19 protein-coding genes are annotated in these 17,204 nt (G+C 72.1%); 11 read left to right on the top strand and 8 right to left on the bottom strand.

Annotated elements, in window-relative coordinates:
• Positions 1 to 200 precede the first annotated feature (200 nt).
• Entirely contained in the window at positions 201 to 854 is a 654-nt protein-coding gene (gene snpA / locus C3486_RS33735; RefSeq protein ID WP_103836673.1) for a snapalysin, read from the bottom strand.
• 213 nt (positions 855 to 1,067) lie between these two features.
• On the opposite strand from snpA, the gene C3486_RS33730 reads away from it, so the two are divergent.
• The 3 genes from C3486_RS33730 to C3486_RS33720 all read left to right on the top strand — a co-directional run bounded on the left by C3486_RS33730 (position 1,068) and on the right by C3486_RS33720 (position 3,915).
• Positions 1,068 to 2,024 (top strand): LysR family transcriptional regulator, encoded by a 957-nt coding sequence (locus tag C3486_RS33730; protein WP_258053164.1) that lies wholly within the window; start codon positions 1,068 to 1,070, stop codon positions 2,022 to 2,024.
• A 226-nt stretch (positions 2,025 to 2,250) separates the two neighbouring features.
• Positions 2,251 to 2,664, top strand: coding sequence for a YciI family protein (locus C3486_RS33725; RefSeq protein ID WP_103836671.1), 414 nt, complete (start codon positions 2,251 to 2,253; stop codon positions 2,662 to 2,664).
• Positions 2,665 to 2,673: 9 nt separating this feature from the next.
• A complete protein-coding gene (locus C3486_RS33720; RefSeq protein WP_103836670.1) occupies positions 2,674 to 3,915 on the top strand; it encodes an RNA polymerase sigma factor in 1,242 nt (413 codons plus the stop codon).
• Between the two features lie 33 nt (positions 3,916 to 3,948).
• Here the strand turns inward: C3486_RS33720 and C3486_RS33715 are convergent, their stop codons facing one another.
• Positions 3,949 to 4,341, bottom strand: a complete 393-nt coding sequence (locus C3486_RS33715; RefSeq protein WP_374936956.1) for a hypothetical protein — start codon at positions 4,339 to 4,341, stop codon at positions 3,949 to 3,951.
• A 411-nt stretch (positions 4,342 to 4,752) separates the two neighbouring features.
• On the opposite strand from C3486_RS33715, the gene C3486_RS33710 reads away from it, so the two are divergent.
• Complete coding sequence (locus tag C3486_RS33710; protein ID WP_258053163.1) at positions 4,753 to 5,484, top strand: GAF and ANTAR domain-containing protein; 732 nt, start codon at positions 4,753 to 4,755, stop codon at positions 5,482 to 5,484.
• Entirely contained in the window at positions 5,484 to 6,212 is a 729-nt protein-coding gene (locus C3486_RS33705; RefSeq protein ID WP_258053162.1) for a GAF and ANTAR domain-containing protein, read from the top strand. The genes C3486_RS33710 and C3486_RS33705 overlap by 1 nt, the downstream gene beginning before the upstream one ends.
• A gap of 33 nt (positions 6,213 to 6,245) precedes the next feature.
• On the opposite strand, the gene C3486_RS37585 is transcribed toward C3486_RS33705, so the two are convergent.
• Positions 6,246 to 6,974 (bottom strand): GAF and ANTAR domain-containing protein, encoded by a 729-nt coding sequence (locus tag C3486_RS37585; RefSeq protein ID WP_181138786.1) that lies wholly within the window; start codon positions 6,972 to 6,974, stop codon positions 6,246 to 6,248.
• 307 nt (positions 6,975 to 7,281) lie between these two features.
• On the opposite strand from C3486_RS37585, the gene C3486_RS33695 reads away from it, so the two are divergent.
• Both C3486_RS33695 and C3486_RS33690 read left to right on the top strand, forming a co-directional pair.
• On the top strand, positions 7,282 to 8,058 hold the full coding sequence (locus C3486_RS33695; RefSeq protein ID WP_103836667.1) for a GAF and ANTAR domain-containing protein: 777 nt from the start codon (positions 7,282 to 7,284) through the stop codon (positions 8,056 to 8,058).
• A 73-nt stretch (positions 8,059 to 8,131) separates the two neighbouring features.
• Positions 8,132 to 8,848: an ANTAR domain-containing protein gene (locus C3486_RS33690; RefSeq protein WP_181138785.1), complete on the top strand. Its 717-nt coding sequence runs from the start codon at positions 8,132 to 8,134 to the stop codon at positions 8,846 to 8,848.
• 135 nt (positions 8,849 to 8,983) lie between these two features.
• Here the strand turns inward: C3486_RS33690 and sodN are convergent, their stop codons facing one another.
• Positions 8,984 to 9,379 carry a superoxide dismutase, Ni gene (gene sodN, locus C3486_RS33685; protein WP_030085982.1) on the bottom strand — a complete coding sequence of 132 codons (396 nt, stop codon included), beginning with the start codon at positions 9,377 to 9,379 and terminating at the stop codon, positions 8,984 to 8,986.
• Between the two features lie 141 nt (positions 9,380 to 9,520).
• Between sodN and sodX the strand changes: the two genes are divergently transcribed.
• The gene (gene sodX / locus C3486_RS33680; RefSeq protein WP_103836665.1) at positions 9,521 to 9,955 is read left to right on the top strand and encodes a nickel-type superoxide dismutase maturation protease; all 435 of its coding nucleotides are present in this window, start codon (positions 9,521 to 9,523) and stop codon (positions 9,953 to 9,955) included.
• Here sodX and C3486_RS33675 read toward each other — a convergent pair.
• A complete protein-coding gene (locus C3486_RS33675; RefSeq protein ID WP_103836664.1) occupies positions 9,952 to 10,569 on the bottom strand; it encodes an ABATE domain-containing protein in 618 nt (205 codons plus the stop codon). The genes sodX and C3486_RS33675 overlap by 4 nt on opposite strands.
• A 46-nt stretch (positions 10,570 to 10,615) precedes the next feature.
• Between C3486_RS33675 and C3486_RS33670 the strand changes: the two genes are divergently transcribed.
• Positions 10,616 to 11,422, top strand: coding sequence for a class I SAM-dependent methyltransferase (locus C3486_RS33670; RefSeq protein WP_103836663.1), 807 nt, complete (start codon positions 10,616 to 10,618; stop codon positions 11,420 to 11,422).
• Positions 11,423 to 11,489: 67 nt separating this feature from the next.
• On the opposite strand, the gene C3486_RS33665 is transcribed toward C3486_RS33670, so the two are convergent.
• The 3 genes from C3486_RS33665 to C3486_RS33655 are packed head-to-tail and all read right to left on the bottom strand — an operon-like array spanning position 11,490 to position 14,244.
• Positions 11,490 to 12,242, bottom strand: coding sequence for an amino acid ABC transporter ATP-binding protein (locus tag C3486_RS33665; protein ID WP_103836674.1), 753 nt, complete (start codon positions 12,240 to 12,242; stop codon positions 11,490 to 11,492).
• A 29-nt stretch (positions 12,243 to 12,271) separates the two neighbouring features.
• Positions 12,272 to 13,216 (bottom strand): amino acid ABC transporter permease, encoded by a 945-nt coding sequence (locus tag C3486_RS33660; protein ID WP_103836662.1) that lies wholly within the window; start codon positions 13,214 to 13,216, stop codon positions 12,272 to 12,274.
• Between the two features lie 56 nt (positions 13,217 to 13,272).
• On the bottom strand, positions 13,273 to 14,244 hold the full coding sequence (locus C3486_RS33655; RefSeq protein WP_103836661.1) for an ABC transporter substrate-binding protein: 972 nt from the start codon (positions 14,242 to 14,244) through the stop codon (positions 13,273 to 13,275).
• Between the two features lie 539 nt (positions 14,245 to 14,783).
• Here C3486_RS33655 and C3486_RS33650 point away from each other — a divergent pair.
• Together C3486_RS33650 and C3486_RS33645 are read left to right on the top strand one after the other, a co-directional pair.
• Entirely contained in the window at positions 14,784 to 15,992 is a 1,209-nt protein-coding gene (locus C3486_RS33650) for an NADP-dependent malic enzyme (protein ID WP_103836660.1), read from the top strand.
• 310 nt (positions 15,993 to 16,302) lie between these two features.
• Positions 16,303 to 17,204, top strand: a 902-nt coding sequence (locus C3486_RS33645; RefSeq protein ID WP_103836659.1) for a zinc-binding dehydrogenase, incomplete at its 3' end; no start/stop codon positions are given.

Below are 17,204 nucleotides of genomic sequence, written 5' to 3'. Positions count from 1 at the left end.
AACACGCGGTGGGCCGCGGTGGGGAAGGCCCACCGCACATGGAGGGGGGTGGAAAACGCGGCCGGGAACGGGCGCGCTGTGGGGGGATGCACGCGCGGTGGGGTTCACGGACTCCCACCGCGCGTTCCAGTGCCGGTCGTGCGGCCGGCCGTCGGCCCGAGGTCATCGGCGGTCGGCCGACGGCCGACGGTTCCGGTGGGTCAGGACGCCTTGCCGAAGTGGAGACCCTTCAGGCCGTTGGCCCACAGCTGGTCGACCTTGGCGCGCTCGTTGGCGTCCGGCTGGGAGTTGGTGCAGGACGGGCCGGGGCCGCCGCCGGACATCAGCTCGCTGCACGGGCCCTCGTAGTGGTCCGGCAGGCCGAGCACGTGGCCGGTCTCGTGCGCGGTCACGCGGGTGGAGTCGTACTCCTGGTTCTGCTGGTAGTCCAGGAAGACGTAACCGCTGCCGTGGCCGTCGGTGCTGGCGTAGGAGCCGCGCGGGTCGTTGCCCTCGCGGTAGGAGAAGTCCGCGCCGCCGCTGCCCGCCTGGAGCTTGACGTTGGAGACGGCGCTGTTCCAGATCTGGGCGCTCGCGGATATCTGCTGCGCGAAGGTGGGCGCGCCGCTCGCGTCGTACGTCACGGTCACCGAAGCGGCGCCGGTCTTCTTCTGCTTGGCGAGCGCCGACTTCATGACGGCCTCGAAGAACCGCTTGGTGTCGGCCTTCTCGGCGGCCGAGCCGGCGTACTGCGCCGCCGTCACCGTGTTGTCGGCGGGAGCGGCGGGGGTGGCCACCGCGGGCACGGCGGCGGCCAGGGTCGCTGCCAGGCCCAGGCCGAGGGCGGCCGACAGCGCCGTCTTAGGAGATCTCATGTGGGGGGCTCCTTGTGTCCGGGGGCCCGGCCGAGGTGTGGGGCAACGGCCGGGGCCCGCGGGAACTGTGGTGCCGCCGAGTCTGCGCGAGATATTCACGGACGCGGAGATTCCATGTGGCGATAGGACAATCCAATAACCCCGTGGGGTTTGTGTGGTTCGCGGGGTTTGGGTGTCTGGTGCGACGCGTCAGGGCGTCGCTATGCTCCGCGCGTGGACCTTGAGGTGAGGCACCTACGCGTACTGTGCGCCATCGCCGACACCGGCAGCGTACGCAAGGCCGCCCGGCAACTGGGCATGACCCAGCCCTCGTTGACCACGCAGCTGCGGCGGATCGAGAACGCCCTCGGCGGCCAGCTCTTCGTCCGCGAGCGCTCCGGCAGCCGGCCGACCGCGCTCGGCCACACCGTCCTGCACCGCGCCCGGCCGATAGTGGCGGAGATGACCGCGCTGGTCGACGAGACGAGGTCGGCGGTGGTGCGCGAGCAGGGCACCCGGCTACGGGTGGGCAGCACGGGGAGCCGCGCGGTGGCCGGCTGGCTGCGCCGGCTGCGGGCCCGGCTGCCAGGCACCGACACCACCATCCGCATCGACCTGTCCGGCAACGCGCTGCTGCGGATGGTCGCGGCGGGCCAGCTCGACGCGGCCTTCGTGCACGAGGTCGAGGGCGCGCCGCTGCGCGTCCCCGACGGTCTGGCCGAACGCGAACTCCTCGCCCGCGAGCCGCAGTTCATCGCCCTCCCGGCGACGCACCCGGCGGCCGGGCTGGACTGCGTGACCCTGGCCGACCTCGCCGACGACCAGTGGATGGTCGACCCGTCGGTGGACGGCGAGTGGGCCGGGCTGCGGCGGATCTTCACCGCGGCGGGGATGGACCCCCGCGTGATGCACGGCGACTACCTCGCGGCCGCCGACCTGGTCGCGGCCGGTGAGGTCGTCACCCCCTGCCAGCCGACCTCCCGGCCCCGCCCGGGGATGGTGGTCCGCCCGCTGCGCGGCGACCCGCTGGCCGTACGGCTGTTCCTGGCGTACCGCGGCGGGCAGGACACCGAGTGGGTCGACGCGCTCTTCGCGGACCTGCGTGATGCGTACATGGAAGTGGCCTGGGCGAGCACGGCGTACCGCGAGTGGCTGGTGCGCAACGAGAGCCCGCTGCCGGTGGGGTCCTAGCCGCCTCCGAGACACCTGTGGCGCGTCGCCCCGTATGCCGTGCGGCGGGCCCCCGGGGCGAGGAGAATCCGTACCGGAGGGTCGTGCGCGGCGGGGCGGCCGGACGGCCGGAAAAAAATCTTGGGACTTTTTTCCCGGTCCGTGTCGAGGACCGGCCGCCGGCTCCGACGTCTCCTGTGAGAGGCGCCCAGCGGGGACGCCGGAAGCTCCCGAAGGAGTGAGCGACGTGAAGTACATGCTGATGATCCAGGCGAGCCAGGCCCACTACGACGCCATGAACGGCAAGGACTCCGGCAAGGTGCGGTGGAGCGAGGCCGACCTCAAGGCGATGTTCCAGTTCATGGGGGACCTCAACAACGACCTCGCCGAGAGCGGCGAACTGGTCGACGCGCAGGGCCTGAGCGAGCCCGCGCAGACCCGCGTCGTCTCGCTCGGCGAGGACGGCGTGCCGTCCGTCGTCGACGGCCCGTACGGCGAGACCAAGGAAGTGCTCTGCGGCTACTGGGTGCTGGAGTGCGCCTCGCTGGACCGCGCCACCGAGATCGCCAAGCGGGTCCTGGAGTGCCCGGTCCCCGAGGGCGCCGGGAACGGCCCGGTCACCATCCGGTCCATCCCCGACAGCGCTCCCTGCGACGTCTGACCGCGCGCCGTGGGCGCACCGGAACGGACCGAGGACCTGCTGCGCCGCCTGGCGCCGCAGGTCCTCGGCGCGCTCGTGCGGCGGTACGGGCACTTCGACCTCGCCGAGGACGCCGTGCAGGAGGCGCTGCTGGCCGCCGCCGTCCAGTGGCCGGCGGCCGGCCGCCCGGACAATCCGCGCGGCTGGCTGATCCGGGTCGGCGCGCGCCGGCTGACGGACCTGCTGCGCAGCGAGGAGGCGCGCCGTCGGCGTGAGGAGACGGCGTACGCGCTGACGCCGCGCGACGAGTTCCACGCCGCCGCGCCGGGCGAGAGCCGGGCCCCCAGCGAGGACGACACCCTCACGCTGCTCTTCCTGTGCTGCCACCCCGCGCTGACCCCGGCCGCGCAGACCGCGCTGACGCTGCGCGCGGTCGGCGGCCTCACCACCGCCGAGATCGCCCGCGCGTACCTGGTGCCCGAAGCCACGATGGCGCAGCGCATCAGCCGCGCCAAGCAGCGGGTCAGGGCGGCCGGCGGGCGCTTCCGGCAGCCGGCGCCGGAGGAGCGCGGCGCGCGGCTCGGTGCGGTGCTGCAGGTGCTCTACCTGATCTTCAACGAGGGGTACACCGCGACCTCCGGCAGCCGGCTGCACCGCGTCGAACTGGCCCAGGAGGCCATCCGGCTCACCCGCGCGCTGCACGCGCTGCTCCCCGACGACGGCGAGGTCGCCGGGCTGCTGGCCCTGATGCTGCTCACCGACGCCCGGCGCGCGGCGCGCACGGCGCCCGACGGGTCGCTCGTCCCGCTCGCCGAACAGGACCGCACCGCCTGGGACCGGGCGGCCATCACCGAGGGCGTGGCGCTGGTCAGCGACGCGCTGCGGCGCACCGCGCTCGGCCCGTACCAGCTGCAGGCCGCGATCGCCGCGGTGCACGACGAGGCGGCACGCGCCGAGGACACCGACTGGCGCGAGATCCTGGGCCTGTACCGGCTGCTGGCCCGCCTCGCGCCGAGCCCGATGGTCACCCTCAACGAGGCCGTCGCGCTCGCCATGGTCGACGGCCCCCGGGCCGGCCTGGACCTCCTCGCCACCCTCGCCGGCGATCCGCACCTGGCCCGCCACCACCGCCTCGAAGCGGTCCGGGCACACCTGCTGGAACGGGCCGGGGAGCCCGAGGCGGCCCGCGCCGCGTACGGGCGCGCCGCCGAGCGGGCCCTCAGCCTGCCGGAGAAGCGCTACCTGCAGACCCGGGCCGCCCGGCTGCGGTGAATTCCGGGTGAACGGGCGGCGCGGAATGCGCGGTCAGAGGCGGCGCACCCGCGCGGAAATACCGTGCCCGACCAGGAGGTAAATCACGGCGGGCAGACCGTAATTGAGCAGTACGCGAAGTCCCTCGGTGTCCATCGTGAAGATGTCCTGCGACCACCACGCGAGCCCGTCGGCGACGCTCTCCACGAAATCGACAAAAACGTTCGCCTGATTCGCGCCGAGCAGGAACAGCAGGATCCACAGCACGAGGAAGGCCGCGGCGATGTCGGCGATCGTGTGGATGATCAGCGCGGTCCGTGCCGTGCCCGCGCCGTCGCGGGGGCGTCGGTAGCGCTCCCGGCCTCGGCCGTCGGGTGCCGGCTGCCCCTGGTCGTACGGGGCGTAACCCGGACCGTACGGACCCTCCGGGGAATGCGGGGCATTCATCGGCGTGGTGTCGTGGGGGTAAGTCACGGAAATTTCCCATCCGGCGCGGTGCGCCTCGTCGGGTACGTAATGATCACGGCCGGTGGTGCGCCGGGGCGGCTCCGTCCGAATTGTCGGCGGCTGCTTTCGGTGGCCGCACTCACGTCTGCGCCGGAAAGCCCCCGGCGCGTTACGCCCGCCAGCGATACACCCCCAAATGAAGCCGTAACGGAAAAGCGCCCGGAATTCCGCCCGGTCCGCCGTGCGCGCGGCGGACCGTCCGCCCCTTGCGGGAGGCGGCACGACGGCGTCCGGCGTGATCCCCACGCGTCTTTCGGCACCCGCGGAAGCAGCGGATAGGCTGGGAATGAGCCACAGTGACTCGGGCACCAGTCGCTTGTACGGCAGTTTCGGGAGAGCGGGTGAGGGCCGGTGGGCACGAGTGCACGGATGGCCGCCGTGCTGCAGAACCTGCACCCCGTGCACGACGGCAGACTGATCGGCAGCGATCCGCGGATGTGCGCGCACGTACTGGGCGTGGACGGCGTGGCCCTGTCCCTGCTGACCAGCGATCGAGCGTCCGAACTGGTGTGGGTCTCGCCCGGCGCGAGCGGCCCGCTGGAGGACCTCCAGTTCACCCTGGGCGAGGGGCCGGGCGTCGACGCGGTCGCCGACGGCGCGGTGGTGCTCGAACCGGACGTGGCGCGGCTGCCCGCCGACCGCTGGCCCCTGCTGCTGCCGGAACTGGCGTCGCTCGGAATCGGTGCGGTCTTCTGCTTCCCACTGCTGGTGGGCCGGGTGTGCCTGGGCGTACTCACCCTGCAGCGGCGGGCGGCGGGTCCCCTGTCGGACGCGGGCATGGACGACGCGCTGATCCTGACCGGTGCGCTGACCGCCGTGCTCCTGGAGGGCGGAGCCGCGAGCGACGCGCTCATGGCCACCGAACGCCCGTCCGACCTCTATCGCGCGGCCGTCCACCAGGCGACCGGCATGATCAGTGTGCAGGCGGAGATCCCGCTGTCCCAGGCGCTGCTGCGGCTGCGCGCGTACGCATTCCGCCACGGACGACCCATCCTCGAGGTCGCCGACGACGTGGTGGCCAGGCGCCTGGACTTCCGAAATGATGGACCCGAGCCGGACGTGTCCGGCCGGAAGAGGGGATGATGGCGGTGGCTCCGCAGGAAAGGGTGCTGCAGGCGTTCGGCGAAGCAGTCGGCACATTGCTCGACGACTTCGACCTGATCGACGCCCTGCACCGGCTGTGCGCCCGGGGCGTCGAGCTCCTCGACGTCACCGCGGTCGGCATCATGCTCGCCGATCCGTACGGTGACCTGCAGGTGCTCGCCGTCTCCGACGAGCGCACGCGGTTGCTGGAGCTGTTCGCGCTGCAGGGCGACGACGGCCCGTGCGCGGACGCCCACCGCTCCGCCGAGCCCCGGGTGAACGTCGACCTCGCCACCGCCGTACCGCGCCCGGCGTTCGCCGCGCGCGCCCGGAAGGCCGGCTACACCACGGCCCACGCGCTGCCGCTGCGGCTGCGCCGGCGGTCCATCGGGGCCGTCGGACTGCTGCACGTGGGGCCGCACACGCTGGGCCCCGCCGAGGTGCGGCTGGGTCAGACCCTCGCCGACGTGGCGACCATCGCCGTCCTCCAGCAGCACACCGTGGAGCGCGGCAACGTCGAGCGGGCGCAGGTGCAGGCGGCCCTCGTCAGCCGCACCGTCATCGAGCAGGCCAAGGGCGTCCTCGCCGAGCACTGGACCACCGGCGTGGACGAGGCGTTCGACGTGCTGCGCGGCTACGCGCGGACGCACGACGAGCGGCTGGCCGACCTGGCACGCAAGGTCATCGACGGCACGCTCGACCCGGCAGCGCTCCGCCCGGCCGTCTGACCCGGCAGGACCGCCGGTCCGCGCCCCGTCGCCTCACTGGGCGTCGGGCGGACCGTGTCCGCCGGCCGCCGAGTCGCCCAGCAGCCGGCTCAGCGTCTCCTCGGCGACGTCGGGCAGCGACCGGCCGCTGCCGAACGCGTCGGCACGCAGCCGGGCCAGCGCCTCGTCGACCGAGACCCCCGTCCGCTGGGACAGCACGCCGGCCGCCCGGTGCGTACGGCCCCAGTGCGCGTCCATCAGCGGCGTCGGCTCCCACGGCAGGGCGGTCGGCGCCGTCAGCAGCACCACCGTCGCGGCGCGGGTCGCCTCCACGCACTCCTGCAGCGTCTCCTCGTCCGGGTCCCACGCCTCCCGTCGCAGCAGGTCGACGGAGCCGACGGGGTGCTCCCCGCTGCCGTCGGTCATCGGGAAGGCGTACACCGACCCGATGTCGGGCAGCTCCTCGCGGGCCGCGGGGCCGAAGAGCGGCCACTGCGTCAGCCTGCCGTGCAGATCGGCGACGATCACCGGCTCGCCGGTCGCCGCCGCCGACACGCAGGGGCCCTCGCCCATCTTGAACTGGACCTGCTCCAGGCGCAGCGCCGCGGTGCCGCTGGCGTGCAGCAGCTGGCGGTCCGGCGTGTCCGTGAGCAGCGAGATCGTCACCCCGTCCACCGGCAGGGCCCGGCACAGGGCGGCGCACAGCAGCTCCGGCAGCTCCCGCGAGTCCGCTCCGGCGGCGGCAGCCAGTACCAGCTCGGCCGCGGCGGAGGGCTCCCTCATACGATCACTTGCTCCGTTAGGTGTTCCGTGGACGGCGGCGTACCCCGACGGGTAACCCTCCGGCGACCGGCACAAACCCCTGCGAGCGCGCACGACCCGCACGCCACGGCCCGGTGCGCGGCCCGCCCCGTGCAGGAGGCGGGGTTCCGGCCACCGTCGTATTTCCGTCGTAGGCCGGGCATGGCGAAGCGGAACGGTGGCATCCTGCCCGTATACCGGTCTCGCCGTACGCGGCAGGGGCCCGGCCGAGACCCCGCCCGAAGGGAACCACTCGTGCCATGGCGCGTCCAGGGCCAGGGAGCCGGCCATGCCTACCGAACCAGCCGAACACGCCGCGGGCCGCTCGAACCGCGAGGAACAGCTTGCCGCGGCGTTCGTCGAACTCGCCGACACCCTCGTCGCCGACTTCGACGTCATGGACTTCCTGCACACGCTCACCGAGCGGGCGGTGAGCCTGCTGCCGGTGGACGCCGCCGGTGTCGTCCTGCTCGACGCCCGCGGCCGGATGGTGGACGCCTCCGCCTCGGACGAGCGGACGCGCCACCTGGAGCTCGCGCAGATCGAGTGGGAAGAGGGGCCCTGCCGGGACTGCACCCGTACCGGTTCCGCGGTGCCCTACGTCGCGCTGACGTCCGCCGAGGCCCGGGACCGCTGGCCGCGGTTCACCGGCTGGGCGGTGGAGCGCGGGTTCGCCGGGGTGGCCGGCATGCCGCTGCGGTTGCGGGAGCGGACCGTCGGCGCCCTGAACCTCTTCCGCGAGCGCCCCGGCGCGCCCGGCGAGGCGGAGCTGCACCTCGGGCAGGCGCTGGCCGACGTGGCCACCATCGGCATCCTGCAGTACCGCACCATCCGCGACCAGGGCGTCATCAACGCGCAGCTGGAGGACGCGCTGGTCAGCCGTATCGTCATCGAGCAGGCCAAGGGCATGCTCGCGGAACGCCTCGGGCTGGACCTCGACGAGTCCTTCGCGCGGCTCCGCAGTCAGGCCCGCCGCAGGCGGATGCTGCTGACCGAGCTCGCCCGGTCGGTCATCGACGGAAGCGCCGCGTCCGGCATGTTCGACGAACCGCCGCCCCGCTCCTGAGCAGTCCTGGAAAGCGGCCGGGTTCCGCCGGACGGGCGGCAGGCCGCTTCCGCCCAACCACCGGGGAGAGCCGATGCCGATGAGTCCGGAGTCCCCGGTCAGCCTTCCGATGGCGGACGTGCTCGCCAGGGCCGCGAGCCGGCCGCACGCCCTCGCGCAGTTGCCGGCCGACCGGTGCGCCGAGGTGCTCGGCCTCTCCGGCGTGACGATCTCGGCCGTGACCGGCGACAGCGGCATCGAACTGATCTGGTACTCGCCGTCCGACGCCCTCGGGGCCGACCTGGAGGACCTCCAGTACACCCTGGGCGAGGGGCCCACCATGGACTGCGCACGCGGCGACCGGGCCGTCGGCGAGCCCGACCTCGACCGGACGCCCGGCACCCGCTGGCCCGTCTTCCTGCCCGACGCGCTGCGCGCGGGAGCCCGCGCGTTCTTCGCCTTCGCGCTGGGGATCGGCGCCATCCGGCTGGGCGTCTTCACCGGTTACCGGACCAGCCCCGGGCCGCTCACCACCCAGCAGTACCGTGACGCGCTGGCCTTCAGCGACTCCACCACGTTCCTGCTGCTGGGCGGCGGCAGGCGCGACCCGCTCACGGACCTCGCCACCCTGCACCGGGCCGAGGTGCACCAGGCCACCGGCATGCTCGCCGTCCGCCTGGAGGTCTCCCTGGACCGGGCGCTGCTGGAGATCCGCACCCGGGCGTTCAGCAGCGGCCGCCCCATCCTGGAGGTCGCCCGCGACATCATCGCCCGCCGCAACGGCACCGGCGCCCCGGACGGCGACGGCTGACGGGGCGGGCCGTCCGGGCACAAAAAGACCGCACCCGGGCCGACACGGCCGCCGGGTGCGGCGGCATGCGGACCGGGTGCGGTCTGCCGGCCACGGGGGCTGCACGGGTGCAGCCCGGCGGGACCGGGGCCCGGGTCAGGCCTTCTTGGTCTCCCAGAAGATCTTGTCGATCTGGGCGATGTAGTCCAGCGCCTTCTGGCCGGTGGCCGGGTCGTTCGAGCCCTTGGCGGCCGAGAGGGCCTTGAGGGTGTCGTTGACCAGCTGGTGCAGCTCCGGGTACTTCTCGAAGTGCGGGGGCTTGAAGTAGTCGCTCCACAGCACCGACACGTGGTGCTTGGCGAGCTCCGCGCGCTGCTCCTTGATGAGAACCGCGCGGGTGCGGAAGTCCGCGTCCTCGTTGGCCTGGTACTTCTCCTGCACGGCCTTGACGGACTCGGCCTCGATGCGGGCCTGGGCCGGGTCGTAGACGCCGCAGGGCAGGTCGCAGTGGGCGCTGACCTTCACCTTGGGGGCGAACAGGCGGGAAAGCATGTGCAGTCCTTCCTCGTGATCGTCTTCTCAGGTGCGAGATTACTCGGTGCGGGAAGCCTTTTCTCGGGTGCCCCGGGGGTCTTAGGGCAAAAGTCCAGTGTCAGGCTGGGACTGGTGGAGGAACGGACCGGGAGGTGCCGGATGCCGGAGCAGGTGCATGAGCGCTGGCCCGATCAGGGGCAGGAGCAGGGCAGGGAGGGCAAGGGACCGCTCCGGACCATAGGCCTTGCGGAGGTGTACAACCCCTCGATGGTGCCCACCCTGCACCCCGGTGACCAGCTGGTGGTCAAGTACGGCGCGGTGGTGCGGCCGGGCGACGTGATCGTCCTGAAACACCCCTTCCGGCAGGACCTGCTCATCGTCAAGCGCGCGGTGGAGCGGCGCGACGGCGGCTGGTGGGTCCAGGGGGACAACCCGTACGTGGCGAACGACAGCCGGGAGTTCGGGACGGTGCCCGACGAGCTGGTGGTGGCCAGGGCGTGGCTGCGAGTGCGGCCGCCGCGCGACGTCCGCCGGTCGGTCACGGGCGTGCTGTCCTGGGCGGTGTCGGCGGTCCGGCCCGTCCGGCGGCGCTAGTCGCCGGCCCGGCCCGGTCCCTCGGCGGCCGGGTCCTGCCCGGTGCGGGCCGCGGCCTCCTGGCGCTTGCGGGCGCGGTAGGCGGCGACGTTGGCGCGGGTCGCGCAGCGGTCGGAGCAGTAGCGCCGGGAGCGGTTGGTGGAGGTGTCGAGGTAGGCGTTGCGGCACGGTGCGGCCCGGCAGATGCCGAGCCGGTCCACGCCCAGGTCGGTGAGGTGCACGGCCAGGCCCATGCAGGCGGTGGCCGTGTATCCGGCGGTGGCGTTGGCGGCGTGGTCGGCGATGTGCAGGTGCCAGTCGGGGCGGCCGTCGGCGTCCCGCATCTCGTGCCCGGAGATCTGCGGGCTGACCGGGAACTCCATCAGCAGGGCGTTGAGCAGGTCGACGGCGAGCGTCTCGTCCCCGGCGTCGGCCGCCTCGAAGACGGCGCGCAGCCGGCTCCGTACGGCGCGCAGGCGCGTCACGTCGGCGTCGGTGGCCCGCCGGGCGGCCTGTCCGGCCGGCCCGAAGAGGGCGCGTACGGCCTCCACCGAGGTGAGGGTGTCGCCGCCGCGCTCGGGCTGCTCGCTGTTGATCAGCCGCACGGCATAGTCCGAGTAATAGGCCAGTTCCACTTGTAGTCCTTACCGGGCGCGGGCTAGTCTGCGTGCAGAGCCCGTAATGGGCGATGTTTGTTCGAGGGTATTACAAGCGGGAGGGGTTCCGGTGACCGAGGCAGTGGCCCACACGGACTGGCGGGCATGGCAGCGGAGTTGGGACCGGCAGCAGGAGTGGTACATGCCGGACCGCGAGGAGCGGTTCCGGGTGATGGTGGACATGGTCGAGGCGGTGACGGGCCCGGAGCCGCGCGTCCTGGACCTGGCCTGCGGCACGGGCAGCATCACCGACCGGCTGCTCAAGCGGCTGCCGGGCGCCGTCAGCACGGGCATCGACCTGGACCCCGCGCTGCTGGCCATCGCCGAGGGGTACTTCGCTGACGACGAGCGGGTGACCTTCGTGCGGGCCGACCTGAAGGACCCGGACTGGACCGCGAAGCTGCCGCACGACTCGTACGACGCGGTACTCACGGCCACGGCCCTGCACTGGCTGCACAGCGACGACCTCAGGGTGCTGTACGGGCAGGTGGCGGGCCTGGTCCGGGAGGGCGGCGTCTTCCTCAACGCCGACCACATGCCGGACCCGGCGACGCCCCGGCTGAACGCCGCCGACCGCGCCCAGCGGCACGCCCGGATGGACGCGGCGAAGGCCGCCGGCGCGGTGGACTGGAAGGAGTGGTGGCAGCTGGCCGCCGCCGATCCGGTACTGGCCGGGCCGACCGCCGAACGCTTCGAGATCTACGGCGAGCACGCGGACGGCGACACACCCCCGGCCGACTGGCACGCACGCACCCTCCGCGAGGCCGGCTTCGGCGAGGCCCGCGTGGTCTGGGCCTCGCCCTCGGACGCGATGGTGCTGGGGCTGAAGTAACGGGGAAACGGCGCGGGGGTGGTGCGGACCGGTCCGCACCACCCCCGCGCCGTTCGCGTCCGTGCGGTCAGAGCACCTTCGACAGGAAGGACTTCGTGCGCTCGTGCTGCGGCTTGGTCAGCACGTCGCGCGGGTGGCCGGACTCCACGACCACGCCGTCGTCCATGAAGACCAGCGAGTCGCCGACCTCCCGCGCGAAGCCCATCTCGTGCGTCACGACGACCATGGTCATGCCGTCGGCCGCCAGGTCCTTCATGACGTCCAGGACGTCGCCCACCAGCTCGGGGTCGAGCGCCGAGGTCGGCTCGTCGAAGAGCATCAGCTTCGGCTCCATGGCGAGCGCGCGGGCGATCGCCACGCGCTGCTGCTGGCCGCCGGAGAGCTGCGAGGGGTAGTTGCCGGCCTTGTCCTTCAGGCCCACCCGGTCCAGCAGCTTCAGCGCGCGCTCCCGGGCCGAGGCCTTGGACTCGCCCTTGACCTGGACCGGCGCCTCCATGACGTTCTCCACCGCGGTCATGTGCGGGAAGAGGTTGAAGCGCTGGAAGACCATGCCGATGTCGCGGCGGCGGGCCGCGACCTCCTTGTCGCGCAGCTCGTACAGCTTGCCGTTGTGCTCGCGGTAGCCGACCAGCTCGCCGTCGACCGAGAGCCGGCCGGCGTTGATCTTCTCCAGGTGGTTGATGCAGCGCAGGAAGGTCGACTTGCCGGAGCCGGACGGGCCGATCAGGCAGAAGACCTCCTTGGGCGCGACCTCCAGGTCGATGCCCTTGAGGATGTGCGCGGCGCCGAAGGACTTGTGGACGCCCTCGGCCTTCACCATCGGGACGGCCTTCGAGGTGGTCTTGGCGGTCATACGGCACCTCCGGCGGGGTGGTTGGCACCACCGGACAGCTTGGCCTTGGCCTTCTGCAGCGGGGTGAGCGGGAGCTGGCGGCTGGAGCCGCGCGCGTAGTGGCGCTCCAGGTAGTACTGGCCGACGCTGAGGACGCTGGTGGCGACCAGGTACCAGACGGCGGCGAGGATCAGCATCTCGACGACGACGCCGGAGTCGCGGCCGACGTTCTGCGCGGACTGCAGCAGGTCGTAGTACTGGACCGCGATCACCAGCGAGGAGGTCTTCAGCATGTTGATGACCTCGTTGCCGGTCGGCGGCACGATGACGCGCATCGCCTGCGGCACCACGATCCGGCGCAGGGTCTTGCCGTGGCTCATGCCGAGCGCGTGCGCGGCCTCGGTCTGGCCCTCGTCGACGGCGTTCAGGCCGGCGCGGCAGATCTCCGCCATGTACGCGGCCTCGTTCAGGCCGAGGCCCAGCAGCGCGCACAGGAACGGGGTCATGAAGTCCGACCACTCGTCCTTGTAGATCGGCATGATGTCGATGTACTGGAAGACGAGGCCCAGGTTGAACCACAGGAACAGCTGCACGTAGACCGGCGTGCCGCGGAAGAACCAGATGTAGAACCACGCGACGGTGGAGGTCACCGGGTTCTTGGACTGGCGCATCACGGCGAGGATCACGCCGAGGACCACACCGATCACCATGGACAGCACGGTGATCAGCAGGGTGTTGCGCAGACCGCGCAGGATGTCCGAGTTGAAGAGGTAGTCGGGGATCGCGCCCCAGTTGACGTTGCCGGAGGCGAAGGCCCGGACCAGCAGCGCGAGCAGGCCGATGACCACCAGGGCCGCGACCCAGCGCCCGTAGTGGCGCACGGGTATCGCCTTGATGGGCTCGGGCATCGGCGGGGGAGCGTCCTTGGGCGGCCTGGCCGCCTTGTCGACGTCGACAGACACGGATGTTGCCTTTCGGGGTTCGGCGGAGTTCAGCGGGCGGGAAGGGGCGGGGCGGCTCAGGAGCCGCCGTTGAGCTTCACTTCCTTGACCCCGGCGTCCTTGACCTGCCACTTCTTGAGGACCTTGGCGTAGTCCCCGTTCTTGATCGTCGCCTCCAGGGCCGCCTTGAGGGCGTCCCGCAGCTGCGGCTGGCTCTTGGGTACGGCGATGCCGTACGGGGCCGCCTCGACCTGGTCGCCGACGACCTCGAAGTCCTTGCCGCCGCCGGAGGTCTTCACGGCGTACGCGGCGACCGGGTAGTCGCTGGAGACGGCGTCCACGCCGCCGGTGCGCAGCCGGGTCTGGGCCTCGGAGTCGTTGTCGAAGGCCTCGATGGAGATGGCCTCCTCGCCGCCCTTCTTGCACTTGGCCGACTGGTCCTTGGCGTAGTCGTGCGAGACGGTGCCGCGCTGCACGGCGATGGACTTGCCGCACAGGTCGGCCCAGTCCGAGACCGTGGAACTCTTGCCCTTCTGGACGTAGAGGGAGACGCCGGCGTTGAAGTAGTCGACGAAGTCGACGCCCTCGCCGATCTTCTTGCCCGTGGTGGAGTCGATGCCCTGCTGGCGCTCCTTGGTGTCCGTCATCGCCGACATCGCGAGGTCGTAGCGCTTGGACTTCAGACCGCCCATGAGGGTGTCGAAGGTGGCGTTGTTGAAGTTGAGCTTCACGCCCAGCTGCTTGCTCATGGCCGCGGCGAGGTCGGGGTCGATGCCGACGATCGCGCCGTTCTTGCGGAACTCCACCGGCTTGTACGTCGCGTCCGAGCCGACCTGGAGGAAGCCCTTGTCCTGGACGGCCTTGGGCAGCTTCTTGAAGAGCGGCGCGTGCACGTCACGGGTCTTCGCCGCCTCCCGGGCGGCGATGGCGGCGTCCGTCTGGTCGCCGCACCCGCTCAGCAGGAGGGCGGCCACGACCGCTGTCGCGGCGCCGGCGGCGGCCGTGCGCGACCTGCCGGAGACCGGGCGACGGGTGGAGCTTGCGGTCATGCGTTTCCTCCTGCGGATCGGAATGAGCCGACTGCGGACCGAGGCGGGAAAAGCCGGCTGGGGAGGGCCGGGCGCACACCATCGGGCATCGCGACCTCGTTCGGTCACGGAATCTTGCCATCCGGACTCCGTTATTCGGACTGCCGCTCAGGTCAAAATCGGATAACGGACGTCGCGTAGCAGGTCAGCGAGCGATGACGAGGTCGGTCGGGGGGCCGGTGACGGTTTCCGCGGACTCGGATTCTCGGAATGTGGACAGGAGGTGAATCCCTCTCCCGCTTACCGGGCTTTTCGCGGCTATTGTCGGAATCGCGAACGCGAGGGTAACCAAACCGACTCGTCGGGGCGCACACCTGTCGGGTACAAAGGGTCGTTACACCCCTCATCCGGGGCTCAGGGCGCGTGTGCGGCGCGCCCGGCGTCCGTACCTCCCCCCGCGCGGCGGTCATTCCCCGCTCAGGGCGCGGACGCGGTGCCCGCCCACCCCTCAACCAGGGAGTGGCCACCCTCAACTGATTTACGACAAAGGGGTCAAAACAGTGGCAGCGGAGATCGTCAATCCTCGCAGCGACAGCGACAGCAGCACGGACGGAGAGCCGTTCGATCCGGCCTTCGCGCTCCACCGCGGCGGCAAGATGGCCGTCCAGGCGACGGTGCCGGTGCGGGACCGGGACGACCTGTCCCTCGCGTACACGCCCGGTGTGGCCAAGGTGTGCAGCGCCATCGCCGAGCAGCCCGAACTGGTCCACGACTACACCTGGAAGTCCCAGGTCGTCGCCGTGGTCACGGACGGCACCGCGGTGCTCGGGCTCGGCGACATCGGCCCGGAGGCCTCCCTTCCCGTGATGGAAGGCAAGGCCATCCTCTTCAAGCAGTTCGGCGGGGTCGACGCGGTGCCGATCGCGCTCGGCACGACCGACACCGACGAGATCGTGGACACCGTGGTGCGGCTCGCGCCCTCCTTCGGAGGCGTGAACCTGGAGGACATCTCCGCGCCGCGCTGCTTCGAGATCGAGCGCCGGCTCCAGGAGAAGCTGGACATCCCGATCTTCCACGACGACCAGCACGGCACCGCCGTGGTCACCCTGGCCGCGCTGCGCAACGCCGCCAAGCTGACCGACCGCGCGCTGGGGCAGCTGCGCGCGGTGATCTCCGGTGCCGGTGCGGCCGGCGTCGCCATCGCCAAGATCCTCATCGAGGCGGGCATCGGCGACGTCGCCGTCTGCGACCGCAAGGGCGTCGTCTCGGCGGACCGCGAGGACCTCACCGACGTCAAGCGCGAGGTCGCCGGGTTCACGAACAAGGGCGGACTCACCGGCTCCCTGGAGTCGGCGCTGGAGGGTGCGGACGTCTTCATCGGCGTCTCCGGCGGCACGGTCCCCGAGGAGGCGGTGGCGAAGATGGCGAAGGACTCGCTGATCTTCGCGATGGCCAACCCGAACCCGGAGATCCACCCGGACGTCGCGCACAAGTACGCCGCGGTGGTCGCCACCGGGCGCAGCGACTACCCGAACCAGATCAACAACGTGCTGGCCTTCCCCGGCATCTTCGCGGGCGCCCTCCAGGTGCGTGCCTCGCAGATCACCGAGGGCATGAAGCTCGCCGCCGCCGAGGCGCTGGCCGCCGTCGTCGCCGACGAGCTGAGCGCGGACAAGGTCATCCCCTCGCCGTTCGACGAGCGGGTCGCCCCCGCCGTCACGGCCGCGGTGGCCGCCGCCGCCCGTGCCGAGGGCGTCGCCCGCCGCTGACGCACCCAGCGCGCCGCCGCCGTACGACCGGATGCGTACGGCGGCGGCGCGCTGCGCTGTACGGGCCCCGGGCCCGTAAGGAGCGCGGGGGACTGCGCGACCGGGCCACGATGTCGCCGCGGCGGGCCGCCGCGAGAAGCTCTCGGGTGCCGGCCACCGGGCCGTCCGGCCGGGCGCCGTAGGGGTACGCGGCCGTGCCCGAGCGCGCCGCCGCGGGGGCCCATCGCACAGTTCCCCGCGCCCCTGAAGGGGCGCGTGTCACACCGCGTAGTGGTTCCGCAACCGCGTATCCGCGGCCTACGTTGGGATCATGTTCGCTGCCTACGCCGCCCGAATCGACCGTGACGATCCGCTCAGTGGCCTGGAGTTGGGCGAGCGCCCCGCTCCCGAGGTCCGCCCCGGCTGGACGACCGTCAACGTCAAGGCCGCCTCCCTCAACCACCACGACCTCTGGTCGCTGCGCGGTGTGGGGCTCGGCGAAGAAGCCCTCCCGATGATCCTCGGCTGCGACGCGGCCGGCACCGACGCGGACGGCAACGAGGTCGTCATCCACTCGGTGATCGGCCAGACCGGCCACGGCGTCGGCCCCGACGAGCCGCGCTCCATCCTCACCGAGCGGTACCAGGGCACCTTCGCCGAGCAGGTCGCGGTCCCGTCCTGGAACGTGCTGCCCAAGCCGAAGGAGCTCACCTTCGCCGAGGCCGCCTGCCTGCCGACCGCCTGGCTGACCGCGTACCGGATGCTCTTCACCAACGCCGGCGTGCGCCCCGGCGACTCGGTACTGGTCCAGGGCGCGGGCGGCGGCGTGGCCACCGCGGCGATCGTGCTCGGCGCGGCGGCGGGCCTGCGGGTCTTCGCCACCAGCCGGGACGAGGCCAAGCGCAAGCGGGCGCTGGAGCTGGGCGCCGAGGGCGCCTTCGCGTCCGGCGAGCGGCTGCCGCAGCGGGTCGACGCCGTCATCGAGACCGTCGGCGCCGCCACCTGGTCGCACTCGGTGAAGTCCCTCAAGCCCGGCGGCACCCTCGTCATCTCCGGCGCCACCAGCGGCTTCAACCCCGAGAAGACCGAGCTGAACCGCATCTTCTTCCTGGAGCTGAAGGTCGTCGGCTCGACCATGGGCAGCAAGGAGGAGCTGGCCGGGCTGCTCAGCTTCTGCGCCGCCAAGGGCGTCAAGCCGGTCATCGACTCCGAACTGCCGCTCGACCGGGCCCG

This window comes from Streptomyces sp. Ru73 (assembly GCF_002920575.1).
In the GTDB taxonomy this organism is placed as follows: domain Bacteria; phylum Actinomycetota; class Actinomycetes; order Streptomycetales; family Streptomycetaceae; genus Streptomyces.
The sequence above is the reverse complement of the archived record's forward strand: the minus strand, read 5'-3'. Positions and strand labels throughout refer to the sequence as shown.

What these genes read in the sequence shown, in the direction of transcription:
- C3486_RS33715 (WP_374936956.1), bottom strand. Translation starts at nt 4,341, where the DNA reads ATGAATGCCCCGCATTCCCCGGAGGGTCCGTACGGTCCGGGTTACGCC.
- C3486_RS33690 (WP_181138785.1), top strand. Translation starts at nt 8,132, where the DNA reads ATGCCGATGAGTCCGGAGTCCCCGGTCAGCCTTCCGATGGCGGACGTG.
- sodN (WP_030085982.1), bottom strand. Translation starts at nt 9,379, where the DNA reads ATGCTTTCCCGCCTGTTCGCCCCCAAGGTGAAGGTCAGCGCCCACTGC.
- C3486_RS37585 (WP_181138786.1), bottom strand. Translation starts at nt 6,974, where the DNA reads ATGAGGGAGCCCTCCGCCGCGGCCGAGCTGGTACTGGCTGCCGCCGCC.
- C3486_RS33665 (WP_103836674.1), bottom strand. Translation starts at nt 12,242, where the DNA reads ATGGTGAAGGCCGAGGGCGTCCACAAGTCCTTCGGCGCCGCGCACATC.
- C3486_RS33705 (WP_258053162.1), top strand. Translation starts at nt 5,484, where the DNA reads ATGGCGGTGGCTCCGCAGGAAAGGGTGCTGCAGGCGTTCGGCGAAGCA.
- C3486_RS33695 (WP_103836667.1), top strand. Translation starts at nt 7,282, where the DNA reads ATGCCTACCGAACCAGCCGAACACGCCGCGGGCCGCTCGAACCGCGAG.
- sodX (WP_103836665.1), top strand. Translation starts at nt 9,521, where the DNA reads ATGCCGGAGCAGGTGCATGAGCGCTGGCCCGATCAGGGGCAGGAGCAG.
- C3486_RS33655 (WP_103836661.1), bottom strand. Translation starts at nt 14,244, where the DNA reads ATGACCGCAAGCTCCACCCGTCGCCCGGTCTCCGGCAGGTCGCGCACG.
- C3486_RS33670 (WP_103836663.1), top strand. Translation starts at nt 10,616, where the DNA reads ATGGGCGATGTTTGTTCGAGGGTATTACAAGCGGGAGGGGTTCCGGTG.
- snpA (WP_103836673.1), bottom strand. Translation starts at nt 854, where the DNA reads ATGAGATCTCCTAAGACGGCGCTGTCGGCCGCCCTCGGCCTGGGCCTG.